Origin of the sequence: Dactylosporangium sp. CA-152071 (genome assembly GCF_050936335.1) — a bacterium.
Lineage (GTDB): Bacteria > Actinomycetota > Actinomycetes > Mycobacteriales > Micromonosporaceae > Dactylosporangium > Dactylosporangium maewongense.
Window position 1 is genome coordinate 3,698,391 of record NZ_JBNJMZ010000001.1, and the last position, 23,117, is coordinate 3,721,507.

Here is a 23,117-nt window from a genome sequence, read left to right on the forward strand (position 1 = left end):
GCGTACATGCTCCCTCAGAAACGTTTCGTGCCTATACGCGTTTCGGTGACACGCAGCAGTCGGCCGGGCAGAAATCCCAGGTGGGGACGGTTCCGAGCGCGTGACGAACGTTACTGTGAGCAAGCACGCGCTCATCGACGAGCTGTCGGATCATCGTCACGAAGCGGGCGTCGACGCCGGGGGTGGCGGCGCGGGCGAAGGCGATACCGAGTCGCGCGGCGGTGGCCCGCGCCTCGTTGTCGAGGTCCCAGATCACTTCCAGGTGGTCGGAGATGAAGCCGATCGGGCTGACCACGACCTCCCGTACACCTGCCGCCGCCAGCGACTCGAGATGGTCGTTGACGTCGGGCTCCAGCCACGGCACCTGCGGCGGGCCGGAGCGGCTCTGCCAGACCAGGTCCCAGGGCAGCTCGGGGGCGGCCGCGGCGGCGACCAGGGCCGCCGTTTCCAGCAGTTGCGCCTGGTACCGGCCGACGCCGCCGGGCCCGGAGGCGGCGTTCATCGCGGTCGGGATGGAGTGCGCGGTGAAGACGAGTCGCGCGGCGAGCCGGGACGGCAGCTCGGCGAGGGCCGCCCTTACGGCCGCGGCGTGCGACTCGATGTAGAGCGGGTGGTCGTGGAAGTGCCGGATCTTGTCGATCGCCGGGGCGTCCTCGCCCACCGTGGATCGGGCTGCCGCGATGTCGTCCAGGTACTGGCGGCACGAGGAGTTGGAGCCGAACGGGCTGGTGACGAACGCGAGCGCGTGCCGGATGCCGTCGTCGCGCATCTGCGCGACCGCGTCGGGCAGGAACGGGTGCCAGTTGCGGTTGCCCCAGTAGATCGGCAGGTCGAGCTCGGATCGCAGCGCGTCGATCAGTGCGCGGTTCTGCGCGTTGATGGGCGACACGCCGCCGAAGTGCCGGTAATGCTCCGCGACCGCCGAGAGGCGCGACGCGGGGATGCCGCGCCCCCGGGTCACGTTCTCCAGGAAGGGCAGGACGTCGTCCTGCCCTTCCGGACCGCCGAACGAGACGAGCAGGAACGCGTCATAAGCCACGCCCCATTGTTACAAGAGGGTCAGGACGAGCCGACCGCGTGGTACCCGCCGTCGACGTGCACGATCTCACCGGTCGTGGCGGGGAACCAGTCCGACAGCAGCGCGCAGCAGGCCTTCGCCGCCGCGACCTGGTCGTTGAGGTCCCACCCGAGCGGCGCGGTCTTCGCCCACGAGTCCTCGAACACCGCGAAGCCGGGGATGGATTTTGCCGCCATGGTACGGAGCGGGCCTGCCGCGACCAGGTTGACCCGGATCCCGCGCGGGCCGAGATCCCGGGCCAGGTAACGGTTCGCGGACTCGAGGCCGGCCTTGGCGACGCCCATCCAGTCGTACACGGGCCACGCCTTCGTGGCGTCGAAGTCCAGGCCGACGATCGAGCCGCCGGACTCCATCAGCGGCAGGCAGGCCACCGCGAGCGACTTGTACGAGAACGTCGACACGTGCAGCGCGGTCGCGACGTCCTCCCACGGCGCGTCCAGGAACCCGCCGCCGAGGCAGCTGGCCGGGGCGAAGCCGATCGAGTGCAGCACGCCGTCGAGCCCGTCGACGTGCTCCCGGACCTTGTCGGCGAGGCCGGCGAGGTGCTCGGGGTTGGTCACGTCGAGCTCGATGACCGGCGCCTCCCGCGGCAGCCGCTTCGCGATCCGCTCGACGAGCGACAGCCGGCCGAACCCGGTCAGCACGACGGTCGCGCCCTGCTCCTGGGCGAGCTTTGCTACGGAGAAGGCGATCGACTGGTCGGTGATGATCCCGGTGATCAGCAGCCGCTTGCCTTCGAGCAGTCCGCTCATGGTTCTCCTCTGTGTCCGGAAAAGTCAGTGACCCATGCCCAGGCCGCCGTCGACGGGGATGACGGCGCCGGTGATGTAGCCGGCGGCGTCGCTCGCGAGCCAGGTCACCGCGCCGGCGACCTCCTCGGGCTTCGCCATCCGGCCGAGCGGGATGGCCTTCTTGTACTCGGCCTGCGTCGCCTCGGGCAGCACGGCGGTCATGTCCGTCTCGATGAACCCGGGCGCCACCACGTTGGCGGTGATGTTGCGGCTGCCGAGCTCGCGGGTGATCGACCGGGCCATGCCGACCAGGCCGGCCTTGCTGGCGGCGTAGTTGACCTGGCCGGGTCCGCCGTACAGGCCGACGACGGAGGAGATGAAGATGATCCGGCCCCACTTCGCCCGCAGCATCTTGCTGGTGGCCCGCTTGGCGCAGCGGAACGAGCCGGTGAGGTTCGTGTCGAGCACGCGGGTGAACTGGTCCTCGCTCATCCGCAGCAGCAGCGTGTCGTCGGTGATGCCGGCGTTGGCGACGAGCACCTCGACGGGGCCGAGCTCGGCCTCCACCGTCGTGAACGCGGCGTCGACGGCGGCGCTGTCGGTGATGTCACACTGCACGCCGAACAGCCCGTCGGGGGCGCCGGAGCCCCGGTGGGTCACCGCGACCTTGTCACCCTGCGCCGCGAACGCCTGCGCGATTGCCAGCCCGATCCCACGGTTACCGCCGGTGACCAGCACGGTCCTCGCCACGTTGCCGCCTTTCTGCTTCTGTGATGCGCTGCGATCAGCTGTACGGAGATTAGGTGTTACTGACGGGTACCCGGCAACTCGCCGGTCGGCTGATGTGAGCCATGAGGCGTGGCGGTACCATGGCGGCGTCTGCTCGTGCTTTTCGCTGACCGCCCGGTGCGGCTGCTGCTCCCTGGAGGTGATCGCTGTGCGAAGTAGCGATCCTTCCAGTCGTGACCGGGTGTAGTCCTTCCCCTGTCACGGCTCCGCGTGTCTGTTCTCCGTCCTGTTGAGACACACCGTTGGGAGCACGTCATGAGCCGCTTCATCGCGCCCATTGGATTCTTCCTGGCCGCAGTCTGGGTTGCCGCCCTTTTCTACCTCGTCGGCGCACATTAACCCTGCTGTTTCCCGCCTGTGGCCTTCGGCCATGGGCTCGCCGCCCCACCACTGGCGCGGCGGGTCCCGCCGGGGGATTCTCACCCGGACCCCCAATGCGCCGCTGCGCGGCGCACTGCCAGCGCTGGCGCGCGGCAGCCTCACCCGCATGCGCGGCGCATCCCGGTGGCTGGGCCGCGGGTGGCACACAAGCCTTCCCGGATATGTCCGCTGGCGCGAACATATCCGAAATTTCGGTTATGTCGGGGAGCGAAGCGAGTCGACATGACCGACGATGACGCGCTGGCCGGATCCGCCGTGATCGGATCGCGGATCCGGTCGTCATGGCAGCCGGATCTGCTACTTGATCATCACGAGCAGCGGGCACCGAAGCGGTTACGGGAGGCGGCTGCCCCACAGGAGGCTCAGGCCGCCGGCGAGCAGGGCGAGCAGGAAGCCGCCGCCGAGGTACCACTGGGTGATCTCGCGGGGCTTGGTCTTGAAGCCGATCGAGCTGCCCATGTCGGTGTACACCCGCTTGAGCTCGTCCTTGCTGGCGGCCTCGTAGAAGTAGCCCTTGGTGGTCTCGGCGACCTTCTGCAGCGACGCCCGGTCGACCGGCACTCGCTGCGGGGTGTTGCCGATGCGGACCACGCCCTCGTCGGTGCCGAACGCGATGGTGGAGACGGGCACGTTGGCGGCGGAGGCGGCGGCGGAGGCGTCCTCGAGGGAGCGTCCGGCGGTGCGGAAGCCGTCGGAGAGCAGGACGATACGGGCCGGTGGCGGGCCTGAGGCGCCGTCGGCGGGGACGGTGCGGATGGCGTCGAGGCTGGTGAAGACGGCCTCGCCGGTGGCGGTCGACTCCTGCAGGGTGAGGCCGTCGATCGCCTGGAGCACCGAGCCGCGTTCCTTCGTCGGGGAGACCAGGACGCTCGCGGTCTTCGCGAACGAGACCAGGCCGACGTTGAACGACGCCGGGAGCTGCTTGACGAAGTCGGTGGCGGCGGACTTGGCCGCCTCGATGCGGGTCGGCTGCACGTCGGTCGCCTGCATCGACAGCGAGACGTCGATGGCGAGCATGATGGTGGCCCGTTCGAGGGGTTCCTTGGTGTCGACCGACGGCCGGGCCATGCCGAAGCTGAGCACGAGCAGGCTCAGCAGGAACGCGGCGGCGCTGACGTGCCGGCGCACGCCGATGCCCTTGGGCACCAGGCTGCTGAGCAGGTCGACGTTGGTGAACTTCACGGCGAAGGCACGCCGGTGCAGCTGACGCCAGATGTACACGCCGATGACGGCGAAGACGGGCAGCAGCGACAGCAGCCACCACGGTGACAGCAAACGAATCATCGGGTCGTCCCCCTCGTCCGGGCGTGCCGCTGTGCCGCGACGAACCGGACGATGTCAAGCAGCCAGTCGGAGTCGGTGCGCAGTCTCAGATGCGCGGCGTTGGCGCCGCGCAGTGCCGAGGCTATCTCGGCGCGCTGGGCCGCCGCCGCGTGTGCGTAGCGGTGGCGCAGTTTCGGGTCGGCGGTCTGCACCTCGTGGGTGCGGCCGGTCTCGGGGTCGACGAGCGCGATCACGCCCACGTTGGGCAGCTCCAGCTCGCGCGGGTCGACGATCTCCACGGCGAGGAGGTCGTGGCGGACGCCGACCTTGCGCAGCGGCCGGGACCACTGGCTGACCGGCGTCATGAAGTCGGAGATGACGACCGCCATGCCGCGCCGCCGGGGCGGCCGGTTGAGCATGTCGATGAGCGCGCCGAGGTCGGCGCGGCCCGTCTGCGCCCGCGTCATGGCGATCGCCCGGAGCAGGCCCTGCGCGTCCTTGCGGCCGGGGCGGGCGGGCATCCGGTGCATGTCGCCGGCGGTGCCGACGACGGCGCCGATGCGGTTGCCGCCGCGGACCGTCAGGTGGGAGACCGCGGCGGCCGCGGCGATGGCGAGGTCGCGCTTGAGGTAGCGCGCGGTGCCGAAGTCGAGGCTCGCGGACAGGTCGACGGCGAGCCAGGTCTCCAGCTCCCGGTCGGCGACGGTCTGCCGGACGTGCGGCAGGGTCGTGCGGGCCGTGACGGGCCAGTCCATGCGCCGCACGTCGTCGCCCGGCCGGTACTCCCGCGACTCGCCGGCCTCGGTGCCGGGGCCGGGCAGCAGGCCCAGGTAGTCACCCTGGAGGAGGCCGTCGAGCTTGCGAGTGACGAGCAGCTGCATGCGGTTGAGCACAACCTCGGCGCGGGCGTCGTCGGTCGGCATGGATCACCGGCCTTTCAACGGCCGGGCCAGGTGGTGATCGTGGTGGGGACGGGTCCGCCGGGTCCGCCGTGGCCTCCGGGGGCGCCCGGGCCGGCCTGCTGGCGCGGCGCGACGGTCGGCGGCGGCACGGCGGCGAGGACCCGCTTGACGATGTCGTCGGCGGGGATGTCGTCGGCGAGCGCGTCGTAGGACAGCACGAGCCGGTGGCGCAGGATGTCGGGCGCGATGTCCTGCACGTCCTGCGGCAGCGCGTAGTCGCGGCCGCGCAGCAGCGCGAGGGCCCGGGACGCGCGGACGATGCCGAGCGAGGCGCGGGGGCTCGCACCGTACTGGATGAGCTGCGCGATATCGGCCAGCCCGTGCTCCGCCGGGGAGCGGGTCGCCACGACCAGCCGCACGGCATAGTCGACGAGCGCGTTGTGCACGAACACGTCGTCGGCCTTGTCCTGCAGCGCCATGAGCTCGGTCGGGGTGAGCACGGCGACGGGCTCCGGGGTCTTCACGCTGACCCGGTAGACGATCTCGCGCTCTTCGCTGTCGGTGGGGTACCCCACCTGGATCTTCATCAGGAAGCGGTCGCGCTGCGCCTCGGGCAGCGGGTAGACGCCTTCCTGCTCGATCGGGTTCTGCGTGGCCATGACGAGGAACGGCCGCGGCACCTCGTACGTCTCGCCGCCGACCGACACCTGCTGCTCGGCCATGACCTCCAGCAGCGCGGACTGCACCTTCGCGGGCGCGCGGTTGATCTCGTCGGCGAGCAGGAAGTTGACGAACACCGGGCCGAGCTCGACGTCGAACTTCTCGCTGGACTGCCGGTAGATGCGCGTGCCGACGATGTCGGCCGGCACGAGGTCGGGCGTGAACTGGATGCGGGAGAACGTGCCGCCCACGACCCGCGCGAGGGTCTCCACGGCCAGGGTCTTCGCGACGCCGGGGACGCCTTCGAGCAGCACGTGACCGCGGGCGAGGAGCGAGACGAACATCCGCTCGATCATCCGGTCCTGGCCGACGATGACCCGTTTGACCTCGAACAGGGCGCGTTCCAGCACGGTCGCGTCCTGCGCGGGCGTCGAGACCTGCCCACCTGGCGGCGAGACGGGGTTGCTCGGCTGGGTCACCGGTCCTCCACTGCTTGCTGGCGTACAGACGACTCCAAGCCTCGCACGCCGCACCAACCGAACGCGATCCGACGTCACTGGGAAGCTTCTGGGAGTCCTACCCGCGACCGATTTTTACGTATTAATCGTAAAAGTGACCAGTGATTAGGCGGGATTTTCGGATCGGACACCTCGGGTGACTGGACACCACCCGTACCCGAGTGGGTACGATTCACCCCGTCGCCGGGCGGCTTCCCCCGTGGCCGCCCGGCGCTCATCCTCTGCTCCACCGCTGGCAGACTGGCCGTGTGGATCCCCTCATCTGCTCCGCCAAAGGCTGTCGCGCCGAGGCGAAGTGGCAGCTGCGCTGGAACAACCCGAAGCTGCACACGCCCGACCGCCGCAAGATCTGGCTCGCGTGTGACACCCACCGCACGACGCTGAGTGACTTCCTGACCGCACGCGGTTTCCTCCGCGACGTCATCCCCGTGGCAGCGGATACGCTCGACACGTGACCGCGCCGCCTCTGGAAGTTACCTGGCGATCAATCTCCCCTCGCTATTTCTGGCTGCGCCTCGCCGTCCTGAGCGCCTGGACCCTGGCCTTCGCGGTGGCGGGCGCGGTCGCGGCGCTGCTCGTCAGCCCCTGGTTCTTCCTGTTGTCGTTCGCAGCGTTGGTACTGGGTGGGCTCCGGGCGGTGTTCGTGCGCCGGTCGGTGCGCGCCTGGGGTTACGCGGAGCGGGCCGAGGACCTGCTCGTCAGGCACGGGCTGCTCGTGCGGCGGCTGTCGATCGTCCCGTACGCGAGGATGCAGTTCGTCGACGTCACCGCCGGCCCCTTGGAGCGCGCCGCCGGCCTGGCCACCGTCACCCTGCACACCGCCGCCGCGGCCAGCGACGCGACCGTCCCGGGCCTCGAGGCCGCGGAGGCGACCCGGCTGCGGGACCGGCTCGCCGCGCTCGGCGAGATCCGCGAAGAGGGCCTGTGAGACAGCGCCTCCATCCGCTGACGCCGCTGCTGAAGGGGGCGAAGCTGGTGGCGTTCGCCGCCGCCGCCGTCTCCTGGCGCGGCCTGTCCGACCTGGGCCTGGTGCACTGGCTGGCCGCGATGGGCGCGATCCTCGTCGCGGCGGTCGTCGTCTCCGCCGTCGTCTGGCTCGTCACCGGCTACGAGATCGTGGGCCGGGAGCTGCGGGTGCACGAGGGGCTGATCTCACGCCGTACCAGGACGATCCCCCTGGAGCGGGTGCAGGCGATCGACGTCGTCCGGCCCCTGCTCGCCCGCGTCTTCGGCCTGGCCGAGCTGCGCCTGGAGGTGATCGGCGCCAGCAAGACCGAGGCGCCCCTGGCCTACCTGACCGTCGCCGGCGCCGCCGGCCTGCGCGCGCGCCTCATCGGACTGTCCACCGGCGTCCCCCACACCCACGTCGCCACCACCGACACCGGCGCCGGCGAGTCGCGCGTCTTCGCCGTCGCCAACCGCCGGCTCCTGCTCGCGCAGCTGCTCACCCCGCAGGCCCTGGCCGTCCCCGCCGGCCTGGCGTTCGTCGCCTGGCAGGCGACCCTCGACCCGACCTGGACCCTGATCGGCGCGGCGAGCACGATCACCGCGTTCCTCGGCGTCTTCCAGGTCCCCGTCCGCCGCGTCCTCGACGAGTGGGACTTCACCATCGGCACCGACGCCGCGGCGCTCCGCCTGCGCCAGGGCCTGCTCAACAAGCGCAGCCAGACCGTCCCGCCGCACCGCGTCCAGGGGCTGAAGGTCACCTGGCCGCTCCTGTGGCGCCGCGCCGGCTGGGCCCGCGCCCGCCTCGACGTCGCCGGCTACGCGGGCCACGGCGAGGCACAGCTGCGCACCGGCACCCTCGTCCCGGTCGCGTCCACCGCCGACACGCTCGCGGTCGTCACCACCGTGCTCACCGCCGCCGTCCACGCCCGCCCCGCCAAGCCCCCGCCCATGCCGCCGCAGGCCGGCGCCGGCCACTGGCCGCCCGTCGACGCGGCCGCGGTCGCCGTCACCGGCCCACCCCGCCGGGCCCGGTGGCTCGCACCCCTGGCGTGGTCCCGGATCGGCATCGGCGTCACCGACACGGTCGTCGTCGTGCGGGAGGGCGTCCTGACCCGCGAGCTCGTGGTGGTCCCGCTGGCCCGGGTGCAGAGCGTCAGGGTGGTCCAGGGCCCGCTGCAACGCGCCCTGGACCTCGCGACGGTCCACGTCGACACCGCGGGCGGCCTGCACGCCGTCGGCCGCCACCGGGCCACCGCCGACGCCTACGCCCTCGCCGACCTCCTCGCGGCCACCTCCCGCACCGCCCGCCGCGCCGCCGTCGCCGTCTCCCTCCACAAGCCGCCCACCCCACCACCGGACCAGGTCGCCGCACCGCCGCCGGACCCGCACGCCGCACCGCCCGGCCCGATCGCCGCTCCAACGAACCCGGTCGCTGCTCCAACGAACCCGGTCGCTGCTCCGCCACCGAACCCGGTCGCTGCACCGCCGGACTCGATTGCCACGCCGCCTCAAGGCTCGGCCGCCGCACCGCCCGGCCCAGTGGGCGCTCCACCGCACCTGGTCACCGCGCCACCGCCGGACTCAGCCGCCGCATTACCCAGTCCGGTGGCCGCTCCACCGCACCTGGTCACCGCACCGCCGCCGAACCCGGTCACCGCACCGTCGCAGGACCCGATTGCCTCACCGCCTCAGGGCCCTGCCGCCGCACCGCCCGGTCCGGTAGCCGATCCGCCGAACCCGATCGCCACGCCGCCGGGACCTGTAGCCGCGCCCCATCCGCAGGTGTAACGGCGACGGTCCCGCGGCGGGTGCAGCAGCAGCCCACCGCGTCGGCCAGTGGGCAACCAGGCGCGGCAGCACCTCGCCGACCGGTCACGGACGAGCACGTGCGAGCCCGACCACCGAACCGCCGCCGAACCCGATCGCCGCACCGCCGCCGAACCCGATCGCCGCACCGCCGCCGAAGCCAACCGCCGCGCCGCCGAACCCGGTCGCCGCACCGCCGGACCCCTGATCGCCGCACGGCCGGACCCGGCGGCCGCTCCCCCGCCGGCTGCGCAGCCGTGGTCCGCGGCGGGTACGGCAGCCAACTGCCGCGCGGGGCAGTGGCGACCGGGCGGGCAGCACCTCGCCGAACGCATCACGGACGAGTCGGCCGGGCGGTCGGCGGGCGAGTGAGGCAGCGCCTCGCCGGTCGGACCGCGAAGAAGGTCAGCCGGCGACCAGGCGGGGCAGGACCTCGCCGATCGGGTCGCGGACGAGCAGGTGGGCGATGGGGTCGTACGGGGTTTCGGCCGCGTTGATGATGACGACCATGGAGCCGGACTTGTGGGCGACGTCGACGAGGCCGGCGGCCGGGTGGACGGTCAGTGACGTGCCGATGGCCAGGAGCACGTCGCAGCCCATGGCGGCCTCGGCGGCGGCCTCGAGGGTCGGCAGGTGCATCGACTGGCCGAACGAGATGGTCGCCGACTTCAGCAGGCCGCCGCAGCTGAGGCAGGCGGGGTCGGGGTCGCCGGCGGTGACGCGGGCCAGGGTGTCGGGCATCGGGCGGCGTTCGGCGCAGGTGAGGCACTCGGTCTGGGAGAGCGTGCCGTGCAGTTCGATGACGTTCGAGGCGCCGGCGCGCTGGTGCAGGCCGTCGATGTTCTGCGTGATGACGGCGGTGACCTTCCCCGCGCGTTCCAGGTCGGCGAGGGCGTGGTGGGCGGCGTTGGGCTCGGCGGTCCACGCGGGGTTGTGCAGCCGCTCCTGCCACGCCCGGCGGCGCACCTGCGGGTCGGCCACGTAGTGGTCGATCGAGGAGAGCTTCATCGCCTCGGGGTCGCGGGTCCAGACGCCGTCGGGGCCGCGGAAGTCGGGGATGCCGGAGTCGGTGGAGATGCCGGCGCCGGTGAGGGCGACGACGGAGCCCGCATCGATCCAGGCCGCCAGGTTGCGCATCGGCCCGACTGTAGCCGCGACTCACTAGGCTGAGCACATGGGTTTCTCAGTGGACGCGGCACCCTGGGTCGGCGCGGTCGCCCGGGTCGAGCTCATCGTCAGCGACGCCGACACGGCGCAGGCGCTGGGGTCGGGTGACGTGCCGGTGCTCGGCACGCCGAAGGTGCTGGCGCTCGCGGAGGCAGCGAGCGTCGGTGCCCTGGTCAGGCGACTACCGCCGGGCTGGACGACGGTCGGCACGCGGGTCGAGCTGGAGCACCGCGCGGCCACCCCGATCGGCGGCAAGGTCGTCGTGGAGGCCCGCCTCGCCAAGACCGACGGCCGGAAGCTGGTGTTCGAGGTCGTCGCCCGCGACGGCAGCCAGGTCGTGGCGGAGGGCCGGGTCGAGCGCATGCTCGTCGACCGCCACAGGTTCGTGGAGAAGGCCCTGGGCCAGTAGGGAGAAGGCCCTGGGCCAGTAGGGAGAAGGCCCTGGGCCAGTAGACCTGGGCCAGTGGACAGGGCCTTTGGACGAGGCGCGGCGGCGCTAAGCGGGGATCGAGGTCACGTCCCGGTCGTGGTTGCGGTGCATGGCCAGCGCCGTCAGCAGGCGGGACGCCGGTTCGTCGGCGACGATGAGCGACACGTCGGCGATGTCCGCGACGCTCGTGGAGGACGGGGCGGCGGAAGAGGCGCCCGCGGGAGCGGCGGAGCGTGGGCCGCGGGTGGCGCCGGCGGAAGGGCCCGTCGAACGGGCGGCGAAGACGGTGCCCGCGGGCTCGGCGGCGGCGGATGGGCCCGCGGAGCGAGGGACGTTGAACGCGCCGGCGGACGGACCCGCGGAGCGGGCGGCGAAGGCGGCGCCCGGGGAGGCAGCCGCGGGGATCTGGATGTGGGCGCGGAGCAGCACGTCCACGCCGGTGCCCGAGGCGGCGATCGGCTTGCCGTGCTTGTACGCCTCGGCGACGAAGTGGACCGCCGGGCCGTCCACGGGCAGCGCGAGCACCCCGTCGGGGACGGCGACCGCGTCGTACACCACGGAGGCCACGGTGCTCAGGGCGCGGGTGACCTCCATGGGCAGGCCGTCGTCGGTCATCACGGTGCCGTCGACCGGGCCGAGCAGGTCGACGACGACGCCCTCGGCGGTGAGGTCGTCGCGCAGGCGGGCGACCCAGCGGGCGGAGACGCCGTCGCCCATGAGGACCGCGACCTTGCGGGTGGCCACCGGTGCCGGCGCGGCGGCGGCCTGGCTGAGGGACGCGGACGAGCGGCCGTGGTTGGCGACGGACCTGACCGGCTCCTCGACGCCGATCCCGGATGCGACCGCCGCCGCCAGGTCGTGGTCGATGCGGTTGAGGTGCTCGACCATCCGGACCCGGATCGCCATCGAGGTGACCCGGCCGAGCTCGAAGCGGTACGCCTCGACGATGTGCGCGCGCTCCCACGGCGCCATGCTGTTCCAGAACAGGGTCGCCTGGCTGTAGTGGTCGGCGAAGGTCACGCTCCGCTTGCGTTCCTTCGGCCCGTCGACGGTCTCCGGGTACGAGACGAAACCGGCGGGCGCCTCGGCGGCGAGGGAGCTGGGCGAGTAGGTGACCCGGCTGGTCGGCACCCGCTGCTGGTGGGAGCCGTCCTGCTGGTGGTTGTGCACGGGCACGTGCGGCCGGTTGACGGGCAGCTGCGCGAAGTTGGGGCCGCCGAGCCGGTTGAGCTGCGAGTCCAGGTAGGAGAACAGCCGCGCCTGCAGCAGCGGGTCGTCGGTGAAGTCGATGCCGGGCACGATGTTGCCGACGTTGAACGCGACCTGCTCGGTCTCGGCGAAGAAGTTGTCGGGGTTGCGGTTGAGCGTGAGCCGCCCGACCGGCGTGACGGGCACGATCTCCTCGGGGACGAGCTTGGTGGCGTCGAGCAGGTCGACGTCGTCGAGGGCGAACTCGGAGAACAGCTGCACGCCGAGCTCCCAGGAGGGGAAGTTCCCGGACGCGATCGCGTCCCAGAGGTCGCGGCGGTTGAAGTCGGGGTCCTGGCCGGAGATGCGCTGCGCCTCGTCGAAGACCAGCGAGTGGGTGCCGAGCGACGGCCTCCAGTGGAACTTGACGAACGTGCCGCGCCCCTGGCTGTTCACGAGGCGGAAGGTGTGCACGCCGAAGCCCTGCATCATGCGGTACGAGCGAGGCAGCGCCCGATCGGACATGCGCCAGATCACGTGGTGCATCGTCTCGGGCTGCAGCGACACGAAGTCCCAGAACGTGTCGTGCGCCGACGACGCCTGCGGCATCTCGTGGTGCGGCTCCGGCTTGAGCGCGTGCACCAGGTCGGGGAACTTGATGCCGTCCTGGATGAAGAAGACCGGCATGTTGCTGCCGACGAGGTCGAAGTTGCCCTGCCGGGTGTAGAACTTCGTGGCGAAGCCGCGCGCGTCGCGGGGCGTGTCGGTGGAGCCGCGGGAGCCCTGCAGCGTGGAGAACCGGACGAAGACGGGGGTCTCGGCGTCCGGGTCGGTGAGGAAGTCCGCCGTCGTGTAGTCGTCCAGCGGCGTGTGCAGCTTGAACACGCCGTGCGCTCCGGCACCGCGGGCGTAGACGACCCGCTCCGGGATCCGTTCGTGGTCGAAGCGCATCAGCTTCTCCCGCAGGTGGAAGTCCTCCAGCAGGCTCGGCCCGCGGGCACCGGCGCGCAGCGAGTTGTCGGTGTCGGCGACCGGGATGCCCTGGTCTGTGGTCAGCGCAGCGGTCATACCTACGGGCTACCGCGGTTCGCGCCGTTTACACGCGTTCGGCGACATCTTCACCGCCGCGGAGGTGCGCCGCCACCTCCAGCACCGCCGCCGCCAGCTGCGCGCCGTCCACCCCGCGGCCCGGCGCGACGAGGTGCTGCACGACCACGCCGGTGAGCAGCGCCTGATAGAACGCGCCGGTGCCGGGGCTCCCGCCGAAGAGCGCGGCGAGCCCTTCCTGCGCGGCGGCGAGCGAGTGCTGCCAGCGCTCGTGCAGCTCCGGCAGGACGGCGAGCTGCGCGACCACCTCGAACTGGAGCTTCCACAGCGCCGGCTGCGCCTCGACGGAGGCGATGATCCGCGCCCAGACGGCCTCGAACCTGGCGGCGGGGTCGTCGTCGGGCCCGCCGGCGGCGCCGCGCAGGGCTTCCTCCAGGGTCGCGCCCCAGGCTTCGAGGGCCTGGTCGAGCGCGGCGTTGAGCAGCGCGTCGGTGGTGCCGAAGTGGTATCCGATCGCGGCGAGGCTGACCCCGGCCGCCGACGCGACGTCGCGTGCGGTGGTGCGTGCGTAGCCCTTGTCGAGCAGGCACGCCAGCGCGCCCTCGAGGAGCTTCTCCTTGTTGCCCATACCCGAAGCATAGCGCCGTCTGACACAAGCGTCTTGCACATCTCTCTTGTACGTTTGTGTGAGACGTGTGTACAGTTCTCGGCATGACGCTGATGCTGATCGCCCTCACCGCCTCTGCCGCCCTCGCCACCGCCCCCCTCACCGTCCGGGCGGTCCTCAAGCACCGCCGCGCCGCCGAGGCGCGCATCACCAGCCCCGCCGGCATCGTCGAGGGTCGCTACGTCACCATCGGCGGCGTCGAGCAGTGGCTGCAGATCCGCGGCGAGGACCGGGCCAACCCGGTGCTGCTCGTCGTGCACGGCGGCCCCGGCTCGCCCTACTCGGTGTTCACCGCCGCGCTCCGCGAGTGGGAGAAGCACTTCACGGTCGTGCACTGGGACCGCCGCGGCTGCGGCCGGACGCTGCGCCGCAGCGGCCCGGAGAGCGGCACCTTCGAGCAGCTGGTCGCCGACGGCATCGAGGTCGCCGAGCACGTCCGCGCCCACCTGGGCAAGGACAAGGTGATCCTGATGGCCGGCTCGATGGGCACCATCGTCGGCCTGCCGATGGCCCGGCAGCGGCCCGACCTGTTCAGCGCGTACGTCGGCACCGACTTCTACGTGAACATGCTCGACAACGAGCGCCAGGGCCGCGCCGACACCCTCCAGCGCCTCCGCGAGGCCGGCAACCAGCGCGGGGTGGCGGCACTCGAGCAGCTGGACGCCGACCCGCGCACCTGGGACGTCAAGGCCTGGGGCCGGCGCATGCAGTGGTCGATGGGCACCGACCCGTCCAACCCCAACGGCGGCCTGAAGAAGCTCTTCTCGCTGCTGCTGACCAAGCCCGACTACTCACTGCTGGACGTCGTCGCCTGGCTGAAGGGCTTCGCGGCGGTCCGGGACGGCATGTTCGAGCAGTTCATGCGCTGGGACGCCCGGGCCGACGGCACCCGCCTGGAGATCCCGTTCCACCTGTTCCAGGGCGCGCAGGACGTGGTCACCCTGACCGGTCCCGCCGTGGACTACTTCGCCGAGGTCGACGCCCCGGCGAAGTCCCTGGTCCTCATCGACGGCGCGTCCCACTTCGCCGCGTTCACGCACCCGAAGGAGTTCCTGGCGGCACTTCGTGCCGTCGACGCCAACGCCTAAGCGTCCGACATGGGTCCCACAGCAGTGACCCTGATCGCCGCGAACCCCGTGGCGTCGGACTCGGCGAGATCCACCTCGGCGGTGATGCCCCAGTCGCGGTCGCCGGCCGGGTCGTCGAAGATCTGGCGCACGAACCACCGGTCCGGCTTCTGCTCGATGACGAGCAGGGCCGGACCTCTGGCGTCCGGGCCGACGCCGAGCGAGTCGTACTCGTCGAAGTAGTCCTCGATCGCGTCCTGCCAGTCGTCGGCGGTGAACCCGTGCTCGCCGTCGAGCTCCCCCAGCTCGTCGAAGCGGCGCAGCGCGGCCAGCTCGACCCGCCGGAAGAGCGCGTTGCGGACCAGGACGCGAAACGCGCGCAGGTTGCGGGTGACGGCCGGCGGGCGGTCGTCGAGCACCAGCTTCTCGTCCTCGGCCCCCGGGTTGCGCAGCCGCTCCCACTCGTCGATGAGGCTGGAGTCGACCTGCCGGACGAGCTCGCCGAGCCACTCGATGATGTCGGTGAGCTCCTCGGTCCGGGCGTCCTCGGGGACCGTCTGGCGCAGCGCCTTGAACGCGTCCGCCAGGTACCGCAGCACGAGACCCTCGGAGCGGGACAGGCTGTAGAAGTTGACGTACTCGACGAACGTCATGGCCCGCTCGTACATGTCGCGGACCACCGACTTCGGGCTGACCTGGTAGTCGGCGACCCACGGGTGGCCCTGCTTGTACAGGTTGTACGCGTTGTCGAGCAGCTCGTCGAGGGGCTTCGGGTGGGTGACGGTGTCGAGCAGCTCCAGGCGCTGCTCGTACTCGATGCCCTCGGCCTTCATCGCGGCGACGGCCTCGCCGCGGGCCTTGAACTGCTGCGCGGACAGGATCTGCCGCGGGTCGTCGAGCGTCGACTCGATCACCGACAGCACGTCCAGCGCGTACGCGGGCGCGTCCCGGTCGAGCAGCTCGATCGCGGCGAGGGCGAACGGCGACAGCGGCTGGTTGAGTGCGAAGTCCATCTGCAGGTCGACGGTGAGCCGGACCCGCCGACCCTCCTCGTCGGGCTCGGCGAGCTGCTCGACCACGCCGCCGGCGAGCAGCGCCCGGTAGATCGCGATCGCCCGGCGGATCAGGCGGCGCTGCGAGTGGACGTCCTCGTGGTTCTGCGTCAGCAGGTGCCGCATCGCGGCGAACGCGTCGCCGGGGCGGCTGATCACGTTGAGCAGCATCGCGTGCGACACGTGGAAGCTGGAGCGCAGCGGCTCGGGTTCGGCGTCGACGAGCCGGTCGAACGTGGGCTTGCCCCAGCCGATCGAGCCCTCCGGCGGCTTCTTGCGCACGACCTTGCGCCGCTTCTTCGGGTCGTCGCCGGCCTTCGCCAGGGCCCGCTCGTTGTCGATGACGTGGTCGGGCGCCTGCACGACGACGGTGCCGATCGTGTCGAACCCGGCGCGGCCGGCCCGGCCGGCGATCTGGTGGAACTCCCGCGCGTACAGCAGCCGCGTCTTCTGCCCGTCGTACTTGGACAGCGCGGTGAACAGCACCGTGCGGATCGGCACGTTGATGCCGACGCCCAGGGTGTCGGTGCCGCAGATGACCTTCAGCAGCCCGGCCTGGGCGAGGGTCTCGACGAGGCGGCGGTACTTGGGGAGCATCCCGGCGTGATGGACGCCGATCCCGTGCCGGACGAGCCGCGACAGGGTCTTGCCGAAGCCCGCCGTGAACCGGAACCGGCCGATCGCCTCGGCGATCATGTCCTTCTCCGCGCGGGTCGACACGTTGATGCTCATCAGCGCCTGCGCCCGCTCCAGGGCGGCGGCCTGGGTGAAGTGCACGATGTAGACCGGCGCCTGCTTCGTGCTGAGCAGCTCCTCGATCGTCTCGTGCAGCGGGTCCATCGAGTAGCTGAACATGAGCGGCACGGGCCGTTCGGCGTTCTTCACCACGGCGGTCGGCCGGCCGGTGCGCGCCGTCAGGTCGTCGACGAACCTGGTGACGTCGCCGAGCGTCGCCGACATCAGCACGAACTGCGCCTGCGGCAGCTCGATCAGCGGCACCTGCCACGCCCAGCCGCGGTCGGGCTCGGCGTAGAAGTGGAACTCGTCCATGACGACGACACCGACGTCGGCGGTCGCGCCGTCGCGCAGCGCGATGTTGGCGAGGATCTCCGCCGTGCAGCAGATGATGGGCGCGTCGGCGTTGACGGACGCGTCGCCGGTGAGCATGCCGACGTTCTCCGCGCCGAACATCGCGACGAGAGCGAAGAACTTCTCCGACACCAGCGCCTTGATCGGCGCGGTGTAGAAGGTGGTCCGGTCGGTGGCGAGGGCGGCGAAGTGCGCCCCGGCGGCGACGAGGCTCTTGCCGGAGCCGGTGGGCGTGGACAGGATCAGGTTCGCCCCGGAGACGATCTCCATCAGGGACTCTTCCTGGTGCGGGTACAGCTCCAGGCCCTGCTCCATGGCCCACTCCGCGAACGCGTCGAAGACCGTGTCCGGGTCGCCTCCCCTAGGGACCCTGGCGGCCAGTCCGGCGCTCATGACTTCACGAAGATCAGGTCGGCGGGTGCGCGGCCGGCGTCCAGGGCGCGCTGCTCGAACTTCGTGACCGGGCGGTGGGACGGCCGCGGCGCGTAGCCGTCGTGGCGGTTGGTCAGGTTCGCGGCGTTCGTCAAGGTCTCCAGCATCCACTCCGCGTAGCCGGCGTCGTCGGTGGCGCAGTGCAGCAGCCCGCCGGTGCGCAGCTTCGCGGCCAGGAGCCCGACGTTGGCGGGCTGGATCAGGCGGCGCTTGTGGTGCCGGGCCTTCGGCCACGGGTCGGGGAAGAACACGTGCACCGCGTCCAGGGACCCGTCGGCGATGCGCTCCCGGCACAGGTCGAGGGCGTCGACGCTGACCACGCTCAGGTTCGCCAGGCCGCGCTGCTCGATGTTGGCGAGGAGGTTCGCCACGCCCGGCGTGTGGATCTCGACCGCCAGGTAGCGCCGGCCGGGGTCCGCGGCGGCCATCTCGAGGGTCGCCTCGCCCATCCCGGACCCGATCTCCAGGACGTCGACCCGGTCCCCGGGGGTGAACCCGTACGCGGTGGTGAGGCGGTCGAGGGCGTCGAAGTGCCGACCACTGAGCCGCCCCCGGCGCGGGTGATATGTCCGGATGGGCTTGCGGACGCGCTCGATGGTCTTCACGGGGTCAACAGCCTACCTGGCTTCGTCGAGGTCGCGCCGGGTGCGCCGTATTGTGATCGTATGTCCTATCCACCGCCGTACTACCTCGGGCCGGCCGGCGAGCTGTCGGCCACCTACCGCCCAGCGGCGACGCCGCCCGAGTTCACCTACGCGAACGGCAACACGGTGCACTACCTGGCCACCGGCCAGACGACGCACGGGCAGTTCGGCCTGTACCGGTGGGAGATGGGCCCGCAGCCGAGCGGCCCGGACCCGCACTACCACCGCTCGATCTCCGAGTCCTTCTACATCCTGTCGGGCTCGGTCCGCATCTACGACGGCAAGGAGTGGATCACCACGCAGCCCGGCGACTGGGTGCACGTGCCGGAGGGCGGCATCCACGCGTTCCGCAACGAGTCCGGCGAACCCGCCTCGATGCTGCTGCACTTCTCCCCCGGCGCGCCGCGGGAGGCCTACTTCGAGGGCCTCCCGCACCTGTCGTCGCTGAGCGCGCTGGAGCGCGACGAGTTCATGCTCGCCCACGACACGTTCTGGCTGGACTAACCCGGCAGGCGGGGTCCTGCCTCGCGCTGGGCGGCGAGCCACGACTCGACGGCGTCCGGGGAGCGGGGCAGGGCCTCCGACATGACGACGGCGCCGGTCGGGGTGACCAGGACGTCGTCCTCGATGCGGACGCCGATGCCGTGCAGCTCGGCGGGGACGAGCTCGTCGTCGGGCTGGAAGTACAGGCCCGGCTCGACGGTCAGGACGTACCCCGCGTCGAGGACACCCTCGCGGTAGCGCTCCTTGCGGGCCTCGCCGCAGTCGTGGACGTCCAGGCCGAGCATGTGCCCGAACCCGTGCAGCGTCCAGCGCCGGTAGAAGATGCACGCCGGGTCCATCGCCTCGTCGACGCTGACCGGCAGGATGCCCAGGTCGGCGAGGCCCTCGGCGAGGACCCGCATGCAGGCCTGGTGCACGTCGTCGAACCTGGTGCCGGCCCGGATCACGTCGATGCCGGCCTGCTGGGAGCGGAAGACCAGGTCGTAGATCTGGCGCTGCAACGGGGTGAACGTGCCGTTCACCGGGACGGTGCGCGTGACGTCGGCGGTGTACAGGTTGCGGTTCTCCACGCCCATGTCCATGAGCAGCAGGTCGCCCGGGCGGGTCCGGCCGTCGTTGCGGGTCCAGTGCAGGATCGCGGCGTGGGCGCCGTTGCCGACGATGGAGCCGTAGCCGACGGCGTTGCCGTCGTGGCGGGCGCGCAGGTTGAAGACGCCGTCGATGAGCCGCTCGCTGACCGGGCGGTCGGCGGGCAGGATGCGGGCGACGTCCTCGAAGCCGCGGGTCGTCGCGTCGATCGCGTCCTGCAGCTGCTCGATCTCCCATGCGTCCTTCACGAGGCGGAGCTCCGCCAGCACCGTGGCCAGCTCGGCGTCACGGGCCGGATTCGCCGACCGGACGGCCCCGTCGACCGTGGGGTCGAACCCCCGCAGCACCCGGGTGCGCCCGGGCGCGGCGTCGTCGAGCGCGGCGGCGAGCCTGTCCAGGTGCGCGGTCTGCAGCTGCAGCTCGGTCGCCTTCTCCGCGAGGGTGTGCCGGCGGCCGATCCACAGCTCGCCGTGGTTGCGGTCGCGGAAGAACTCGTCGGTGTCGCGGGGCGAGCGGGGGCGCACGTAGAGGATCGCGTCGTGCCCGCCGCCGGTGGGGTGCAGCACGAGGACCGCGTCGGGGTCGTGCTCGCCGGTCAGCCACGCGTGGTCGGTGCCGGGGCGGAACGGGTGGTACGTGTCGTTGGAGCGCACCTTGTCGACGCCGGTCGGGATGACGATCGTCTCACCGGGGAAGGCCGCGGACAGCTCGGCGCGGCGCTTGGCGTGGTCCGGCGCCTCCGGCCGGGGCGACACGTCGAGGGTCGAGTCGCGCCAGCCGGTGCGCATGAACTCGATGAACCGGTCCGGGAAATCCGGATCGTGCGACTGGCCACCCGCGTTCTCGTCCATCTCCGCCTGTCCTATCGCTGCGAATTCGTGCTCCTCCTGCGACGGTACCGCGTGCGAGACTTTCTCCTGAACGAGCGGAGGGACGGGATGGCTGGGCTGCTCACCTTCGTCAGTGCCCGTGGGCGGGCGGCGGCGCACCGGGACGCGGTCGTCGACGCGCTGGAGCTGCTGCGCCACCGCGGACCTGACGACACCAACGTGGTCGTGACCGACGACGTGGTGTTCGGGGCCGACCGGCTCGCCGTGCGGGACCTCACCGGCGGGCGGCAGCCGATGTCGTTCCCGCCGATGGGCGTGACCCGCGGGCGGTACCTCATCGTCTTCGACGGCGCGGTCCACAACGCCGACGAGCTGCGCGCGGAGCTGGTCGAGGACCGGGGCGCCGACTTCGCCACCGAGTCGGAGGCCGAGGTCATCCTCGCCGCGTACCACCACTGGGGGCCGAGCGCGGTCAGCCGGCTGCGCGGCATGTTCGCGTTCGTCATCTGGGACGGTTCGGCGAGGCGCGCCTTCGGCGCGCGCGACCCGTATGGCATCCGCCCGCTGTACCAGCTGACGACCGACGACGGCGTCTACCTCGCGTCCGAACGCAAGGCCCTGCTGCCCTTCGTCGCCGAGGAGCGCCGGCGCCTGGTCGACCCGGCCAACCTGCAGCACTACCTGACGATGCAGTACGTGCCGGAGCCGTCCACCCTGCATCCCGACATCCGGCGGCTGGGTGCGGGCGAGTCGTTCGTCTACACGCCCGGCGGCCCCCTCGCGAACCGCCGCTACGGCCAGCTGGACCTGCGCCCCACCCCGACCGGCGACGAGGACGGCCTGGTCCGGCGGATCACCTCGGCGCTGCGCGACAGCGTCCAGGCGCACCTGCGGGCCGACGTGCCGGTGGGCGCCTTCCTGTCCAGCGGCATCGACTCGACGGCCCTGGTGGCGCTCGCCGCCGAGGTCGACCCGGCGATCCGAACATATACGGTTGGGTACGACATAGCGCAGTTCTCCGAGCTGGAGGTGGCGGCGCAGTCCGCCCGCGCGCTCGGGGTGCCCAACGTGCCGCTGGAGGTCGGCCCGGCGGACCTGATGCGGGCGCTGCCGCGGATCGTCTGGCACCTCGACGACCCGGTCGCCGACCCGGCGCTCGTCCCGCTGTTCCTGCTCGCGGAGCGCGCCGCCCGGGACGTCACCGTGGTCCTCGGCGGCGACGGCGCCGACGAGCTCTTCGGCGGCTACCCGATCTACCGGGAGCCGTTGTCCCTCGCCGGCGTCAGCCACCTGCCCGACACCATGCAGCGCGGGCTGCGGGCGGTGTCGCGGGTGATCCCGCAGGGCGTGAAGGGCAAGAGCTTCCTGGAGCGCGGCACCACGCCGATCGAGGAGCGCTACTACGGCAACGCGCGGGTCTTCACCGAGGAGGAGAAGGCGGCGCTGCTGCGGCACTACACGGCGGACATCAGGCACACCGACGTCACCGCGCCGGTCTTCAAGGAGGCCAGCGCCCTCGACGACGTCACCACGATGCAGTACATCGACCTGTACACGTGGCTGCGCGGCGACATCCTGGTCAAGGCCGACCGCATGACGATGGCGCACGGGTTGCAGCTGCGCACGCCCTTCCTGGACCGGGCCGTGTTCGAGGTCGCCTCGACGCTGCCGAGCGACCTGAAGGTGCCACCGCGCTCGCGCACCCAGTCGCCGGTGACGAAGGCGGCGCTGCGCCGGGCCCTGGCCGGGGTCGTGCCGGACCCGATCGTCAACCGCGCGAAGCTCGGCTTCCCGGTGCCGATCCGGCCGTGGCTGCGCACCGAGATGCACGACTGGGCGCACGGCCTGCTCGACTCGTCGGGCGCCGGCGACCTCATCGACCTCGACGTGGTGCGCGGCCTGCTGAAGGCGCACCGCAAGAAGGAGGCCGACCACTCCCGCAAGATCTGGACGGTGCTGGTCTTCTGCATGTGGCACGCCGTGTTCGTCACGGAGACCGTCAAGCCCGTGATCCCCACGGCGGTGTCGCACTCCGTCGCCGACGGCCTGGGGTTAGATCCCTGGTGATCTTTACGCGGCACACTGTTCGCCGTGCTGGCAGGCGCTTAGCGTCGGTACTTGATGCTGCTCAAGTTCAGGCTCCAGAACTCCCGCTCGGTCCGTGACATCCAAGAGCTGACACTGCTCTCGGGCCCCGACGGCGGCTTCGGCGTGCCGCTGCGCTCCGGCTGTTCTGGTGCTCCTGGCCCTTCGCACTCGTCCGTCGCTCAAGGTTCCGCCGGCTCCTCACGTACCGCCGGATCCTCGTCCTCGGACAACACCGCCGGGGCGCTCCGCGTGTCGCCGCTGTGCGGGGTGTTCGGCCCGACCGCCGCCGGCAAGTCGACCATCCTGCGCGCCCTGTCCACGATGCGGTCCCTCGCCGTGTCCGGCAGCGACGTCCACGACGCCACGCAACGCTTCGAGCCCTTCCAGCTCGACCCGGCCGCCCGGCTGCTGCCGACCCGGTTCGAGATCGAGTTCCTGCTCGACGGCGTCCGGTACGTCTACGGCTGCGCCTACAAGCGCGACGAGATCGCCGGCGAATGGCTGCACGCCACGGACCGCGACCGGCGGCGGGTCTGGTTCGAGCGGGACCGCACCGGCATCCGCTGCCTGCCCGAGGCCCGCCTCGACCACCTCGCCGCCGCCTGCCCGTCCGCCGTCACGCTGCTGTCACTCGGCGCCGACGTGGAGCATCCGTGGCTCGCCCCGATCGCCGCGTGGCTGTTCGGCATCCGGACCGTCCGCCTCGCCCCCGGCACCCGGCTCGCCGGCGGCCTGGCCCACCTCTCCGACCGGTGGAGCGAGCAGCTGACGCTCCTGGTCAGCCACGCGGACCTCGGCGTCGTCGGCGTCGAGCGCGACCTGCTCCGCCTCGTCCACGCCGGCCGCTCCGGCTCGGTCCCCCTCGGCGGCTGGGCCGAGTCCGACGGCACCATCGCCTGGCTCGACCTGCTCGCCGCCCTGTTGCCGATGCTGGAACGCGGCGGTGTCCTGCTCGTCGACGACCTGGACGCCGCCGTGCACCCCGACCTCGCCGCCGAGGCGCTCCGACTGCTCCGCGACCGCGACCTCAACCCGGCCAGGGCGCAGCTGGTCTTCACCGCACGCACCCCGTTCGGCCCCGGCAGCGACGGCCTGCCCGTCCTGGATCCGGAGCAGATCTGGTACGTCGCCAAGGACTCCGACGGCGCCACCGTCCTCAGCCGCGCCCCCTCCGCCACCCAGCTCGGCCCCGGTGACCTCGCCCGCGAACTCTGGCTGGCACGTCAGCCGAAATGATGTACTGGCGCG

The 23,117-nt window shown here is 71.8% G+C and carries 20 protein-coding genes; 8 read left to right on the forward strand and 12 right to left on the reverse strand.

The features are described 5' to 3' along the window. Positions 1-31: 31 nt before the first annotated feature. From ACQEVZ_RS16430 to ACQEVZ_RS16455, 6 genes are all read right to left on the reverse strand, one after another. A complete protein-coding gene (locus ACQEVZ_RS16430; protein ID WP_433367230.1) occupies positions 32-1,039 on the reverse strand; it encodes a ferrochelatase in 1,008 nt (335 codons plus the stop codon). A gap of 20 nt (positions 1,040-1,059) precedes the next feature. Then, entirely contained in the window at positions 1,060-1,830 is a 771-nt protein-coding gene (gene fabI, locus ACQEVZ_RS16435) for an enoyl-ACP reductase FabI (protein WP_344502935.1), read from the reverse strand. A gap of 24 nt (positions 1,831-1,854) precedes the next feature. Then, positions 1,855-2,559: a 3-oxoacyl-[acyl-carrier-protein] reductase gene (gene fabG / locus ACQEVZ_RS16440; RefSeq protein ID WP_344502936.1), complete on the reverse strand. Its 705-nt coding sequence runs from the start codon at positions 2,557-2,559 to the stop codon at positions 1,855-1,857. Between the two features lie 753 nt (positions 2,560-3,312). Continuing rightward, positions 3,313-4,263, reverse strand: a complete 951-nt coding sequence (locus ACQEVZ_RS16445) for a VWA domain-containing protein (protein ID WP_344502938.1) — start codon at positions 4,261-4,263, stop codon at positions 3,313-3,315. Then, positions 4,260-5,165: a DUF58 domain-containing protein gene (locus ACQEVZ_RS16450; protein WP_344502939.1), complete on the reverse strand. Its 906-nt coding sequence runs from the start codon at positions 5,163-5,165 to the stop codon at positions 4,260-4,262. Before ACQEVZ_RS16450 ends, ACQEVZ_RS16445 begins: the two co-directional genes overlap by 4 nt. Positions 5,166-5,179: 14 nt before the next feature. After that, on the reverse strand, positions 5,180-6,283 hold the full coding sequence (locus ACQEVZ_RS16455) for an AAA family ATPase (protein WP_433367235.1): 1,104 nt from the start codon (positions 6,281-6,283) through the stop codon (positions 5,180-5,182). Between the two features lie 287 nt (positions 6,284-6,570). Between ACQEVZ_RS16455 and ACQEVZ_RS16460 the strand changes: the two genes are divergently transcribed. From ACQEVZ_RS16460 to ACQEVZ_RS16470, 3 genes are read left to right on the forward strand one after another with little or no spacing between them, the layout of a single operon-like run. Continuing rightward, on the forward strand, positions 6,571-6,777 hold the full coding sequence (locus ACQEVZ_RS16460) for an acetone carboxylase (RefSeq protein ID WP_354888058.1): 207 nt from the start codon (positions 6,571-6,573) through the stop codon (positions 6,775-6,777). Continuing rightward, positions 6,774-7,250: a PH domain-containing protein gene (locus ACQEVZ_RS16465; protein ID WP_433367238.1), complete on the forward strand. Its 477-nt coding sequence runs from the start codon at positions 6,774-6,776 to the stop codon at positions 7,248-7,250. Before ACQEVZ_RS16460 ends, ACQEVZ_RS16465 begins: the two co-directional genes overlap by 4 nt. Beyond that, entirely contained in the window at positions 7,247-9,058 is a 1,812-nt protein-coding gene (locus ACQEVZ_RS16470; RefSeq protein ID WP_433367241.1) for a PH domain-containing protein, read from the forward strand. Before ACQEVZ_RS16465 ends, ACQEVZ_RS16470 begins: the two co-directional genes overlap by 4 nt. 423 nt (positions 9,059-9,481) lie before the next feature. Here ACQEVZ_RS16470 and ACQEVZ_RS16475 read toward each other — a convergent pair whose 3' ends face one another. Continuing rightward, complete coding sequence (locus tag ACQEVZ_RS16475) at positions 9,482-10,213, reverse strand: SIR2 family NAD-dependent protein deacylase (protein ID WP_433367244.1); 732 nt, start codon at positions 10,211-10,213, stop codon at positions 9,482-9,484. Between the two features lie 37 nt (positions 10,214-10,250). Between ACQEVZ_RS16475 and ACQEVZ_RS16480 the strand changes: the two genes are divergently transcribed. Further along, the gene (locus ACQEVZ_RS16480) at positions 10,251-10,652 is read left to right on the forward strand and encodes a thioesterase family protein (protein WP_344502945.1); all 402 of its coding nucleotides are present in this window, start codon (positions 10,251-10,253) and stop codon (positions 10,650-10,652) included. Between the two features lie 87 nt (positions 10,653-10,739). Here the strand turns inward: ACQEVZ_RS16480 and ACQEVZ_RS16485 are convergent, their stop codons facing one another. Both ACQEVZ_RS16485 and ACQEVZ_RS16490 read right to left on the reverse strand, forming a co-directional pair. After that, positions 10,740-12,929, reverse strand: coding sequence for a catalase (locus ACQEVZ_RS16485; protein WP_433367247.1), 2,190 nt, complete (start codon positions 12,927-12,929; stop codon positions 10,740-10,742). 28 nt (positions 12,930-12,957) lie between these two features. Further along, positions 12,958-13,536: a TetR/AcrR family transcriptional regulator gene (locus ACQEVZ_RS16490; RefSeq protein ID WP_433367250.1), complete on the reverse strand. Its 579-nt coding sequence runs from the start codon at positions 13,534-13,536 to the stop codon at positions 12,958-12,960. Between the two features lie 83 nt (positions 13,537-13,619). Between ACQEVZ_RS16490 and ACQEVZ_RS16495 the strand changes: the two genes are divergently transcribed. Next, the gene (locus tag ACQEVZ_RS16495) at positions 13,620-14,663 is read left to right on the forward strand and encodes an alpha/beta fold hydrolase (protein WP_433367253.1); all 1,044 of its coding nucleotides are present in this window, start codon (positions 13,620-13,622) and stop codon (positions 14,661-14,663) included. Here the strand turns inward: ACQEVZ_RS16495 and ACQEVZ_RS16500 are convergent. After that, positions 14,660-17,176 (reverse strand): DEAD/DEAH box helicase, encoded by a 2,517-nt coding sequence (locus tag ACQEVZ_RS16500; protein WP_363407055.1) that lies wholly within the window; start codon positions 17,174-17,176, stop codon positions 14,660-14,662. The genes ACQEVZ_RS16495 and ACQEVZ_RS16500 overlap by 4 nt on opposite strands. Then, entirely contained in the window at positions 17,173-17,820 is a 648-nt protein-coding gene (trmB, locus tag ACQEVZ_RS16505; RefSeq protein ID WP_433367257.1) for a tRNA (guanosine(46)-N7)-methyltransferase TrmB, read from the reverse strand. Before trmB ends, ACQEVZ_RS16500 begins: the two co-directional genes overlap by 4 nt. 60 nt (positions 17,821-17,880) lie before the next feature. Here trmB and ACQEVZ_RS16510 point away from each other — a divergent pair, with 60 nt between their 5' ends. Then, on the forward strand, positions 17,881-18,363 hold the full coding sequence (locus ACQEVZ_RS16510) for a cupin domain-containing protein (RefSeq protein WP_344502951.1): 483 nt from the start codon (positions 17,881-17,883) through the stop codon (positions 18,361-18,363). Here the strand turns inward: ACQEVZ_RS16510 and ACQEVZ_RS16515 are convergent. Next, a complete protein-coding gene (locus tag ACQEVZ_RS16515; protein WP_344502952.1) occupies positions 18,360-19,802 on the reverse strand; it encodes an aminopeptidase P family protein in 1,443 nt (480 codons plus the stop codon). The genes ACQEVZ_RS16510 and ACQEVZ_RS16515 overlap by 4 nt on opposite strands. An 87-nt stretch (positions 19,803-19,889) precedes the next feature. Here ACQEVZ_RS16515 and asnB point away from each other — a divergent pair, with 87 nt between their 5' ends. Both asnB and ACQEVZ_RS16525 read left to right on the forward strand, forming a co-directional pair. Continuing rightward, complete coding sequence (gene asnB, locus ACQEVZ_RS16520; RefSeq protein ID WP_344502953.1) at positions 19,890-21,848, forward strand: asparagine synthase (glutamine-hydrolyzing); 1,959 nt, start codon at positions 19,890-19,892, stop codon at positions 21,846-21,848. A 54-nt stretch (positions 21,849-21,902) separates the two neighbouring features. Then, on the forward strand, positions 21,903-23,105 hold the full coding sequence (locus ACQEVZ_RS16525) for an AAA family ATPase (RefSeq protein WP_433367262.1): 1,203 nt from the start codon (positions 21,903-21,905) through the stop codon (positions 23,103-23,105). The last annotated feature ends 12 nt before the right edge of the window (positions 23,106-23,117 follow it).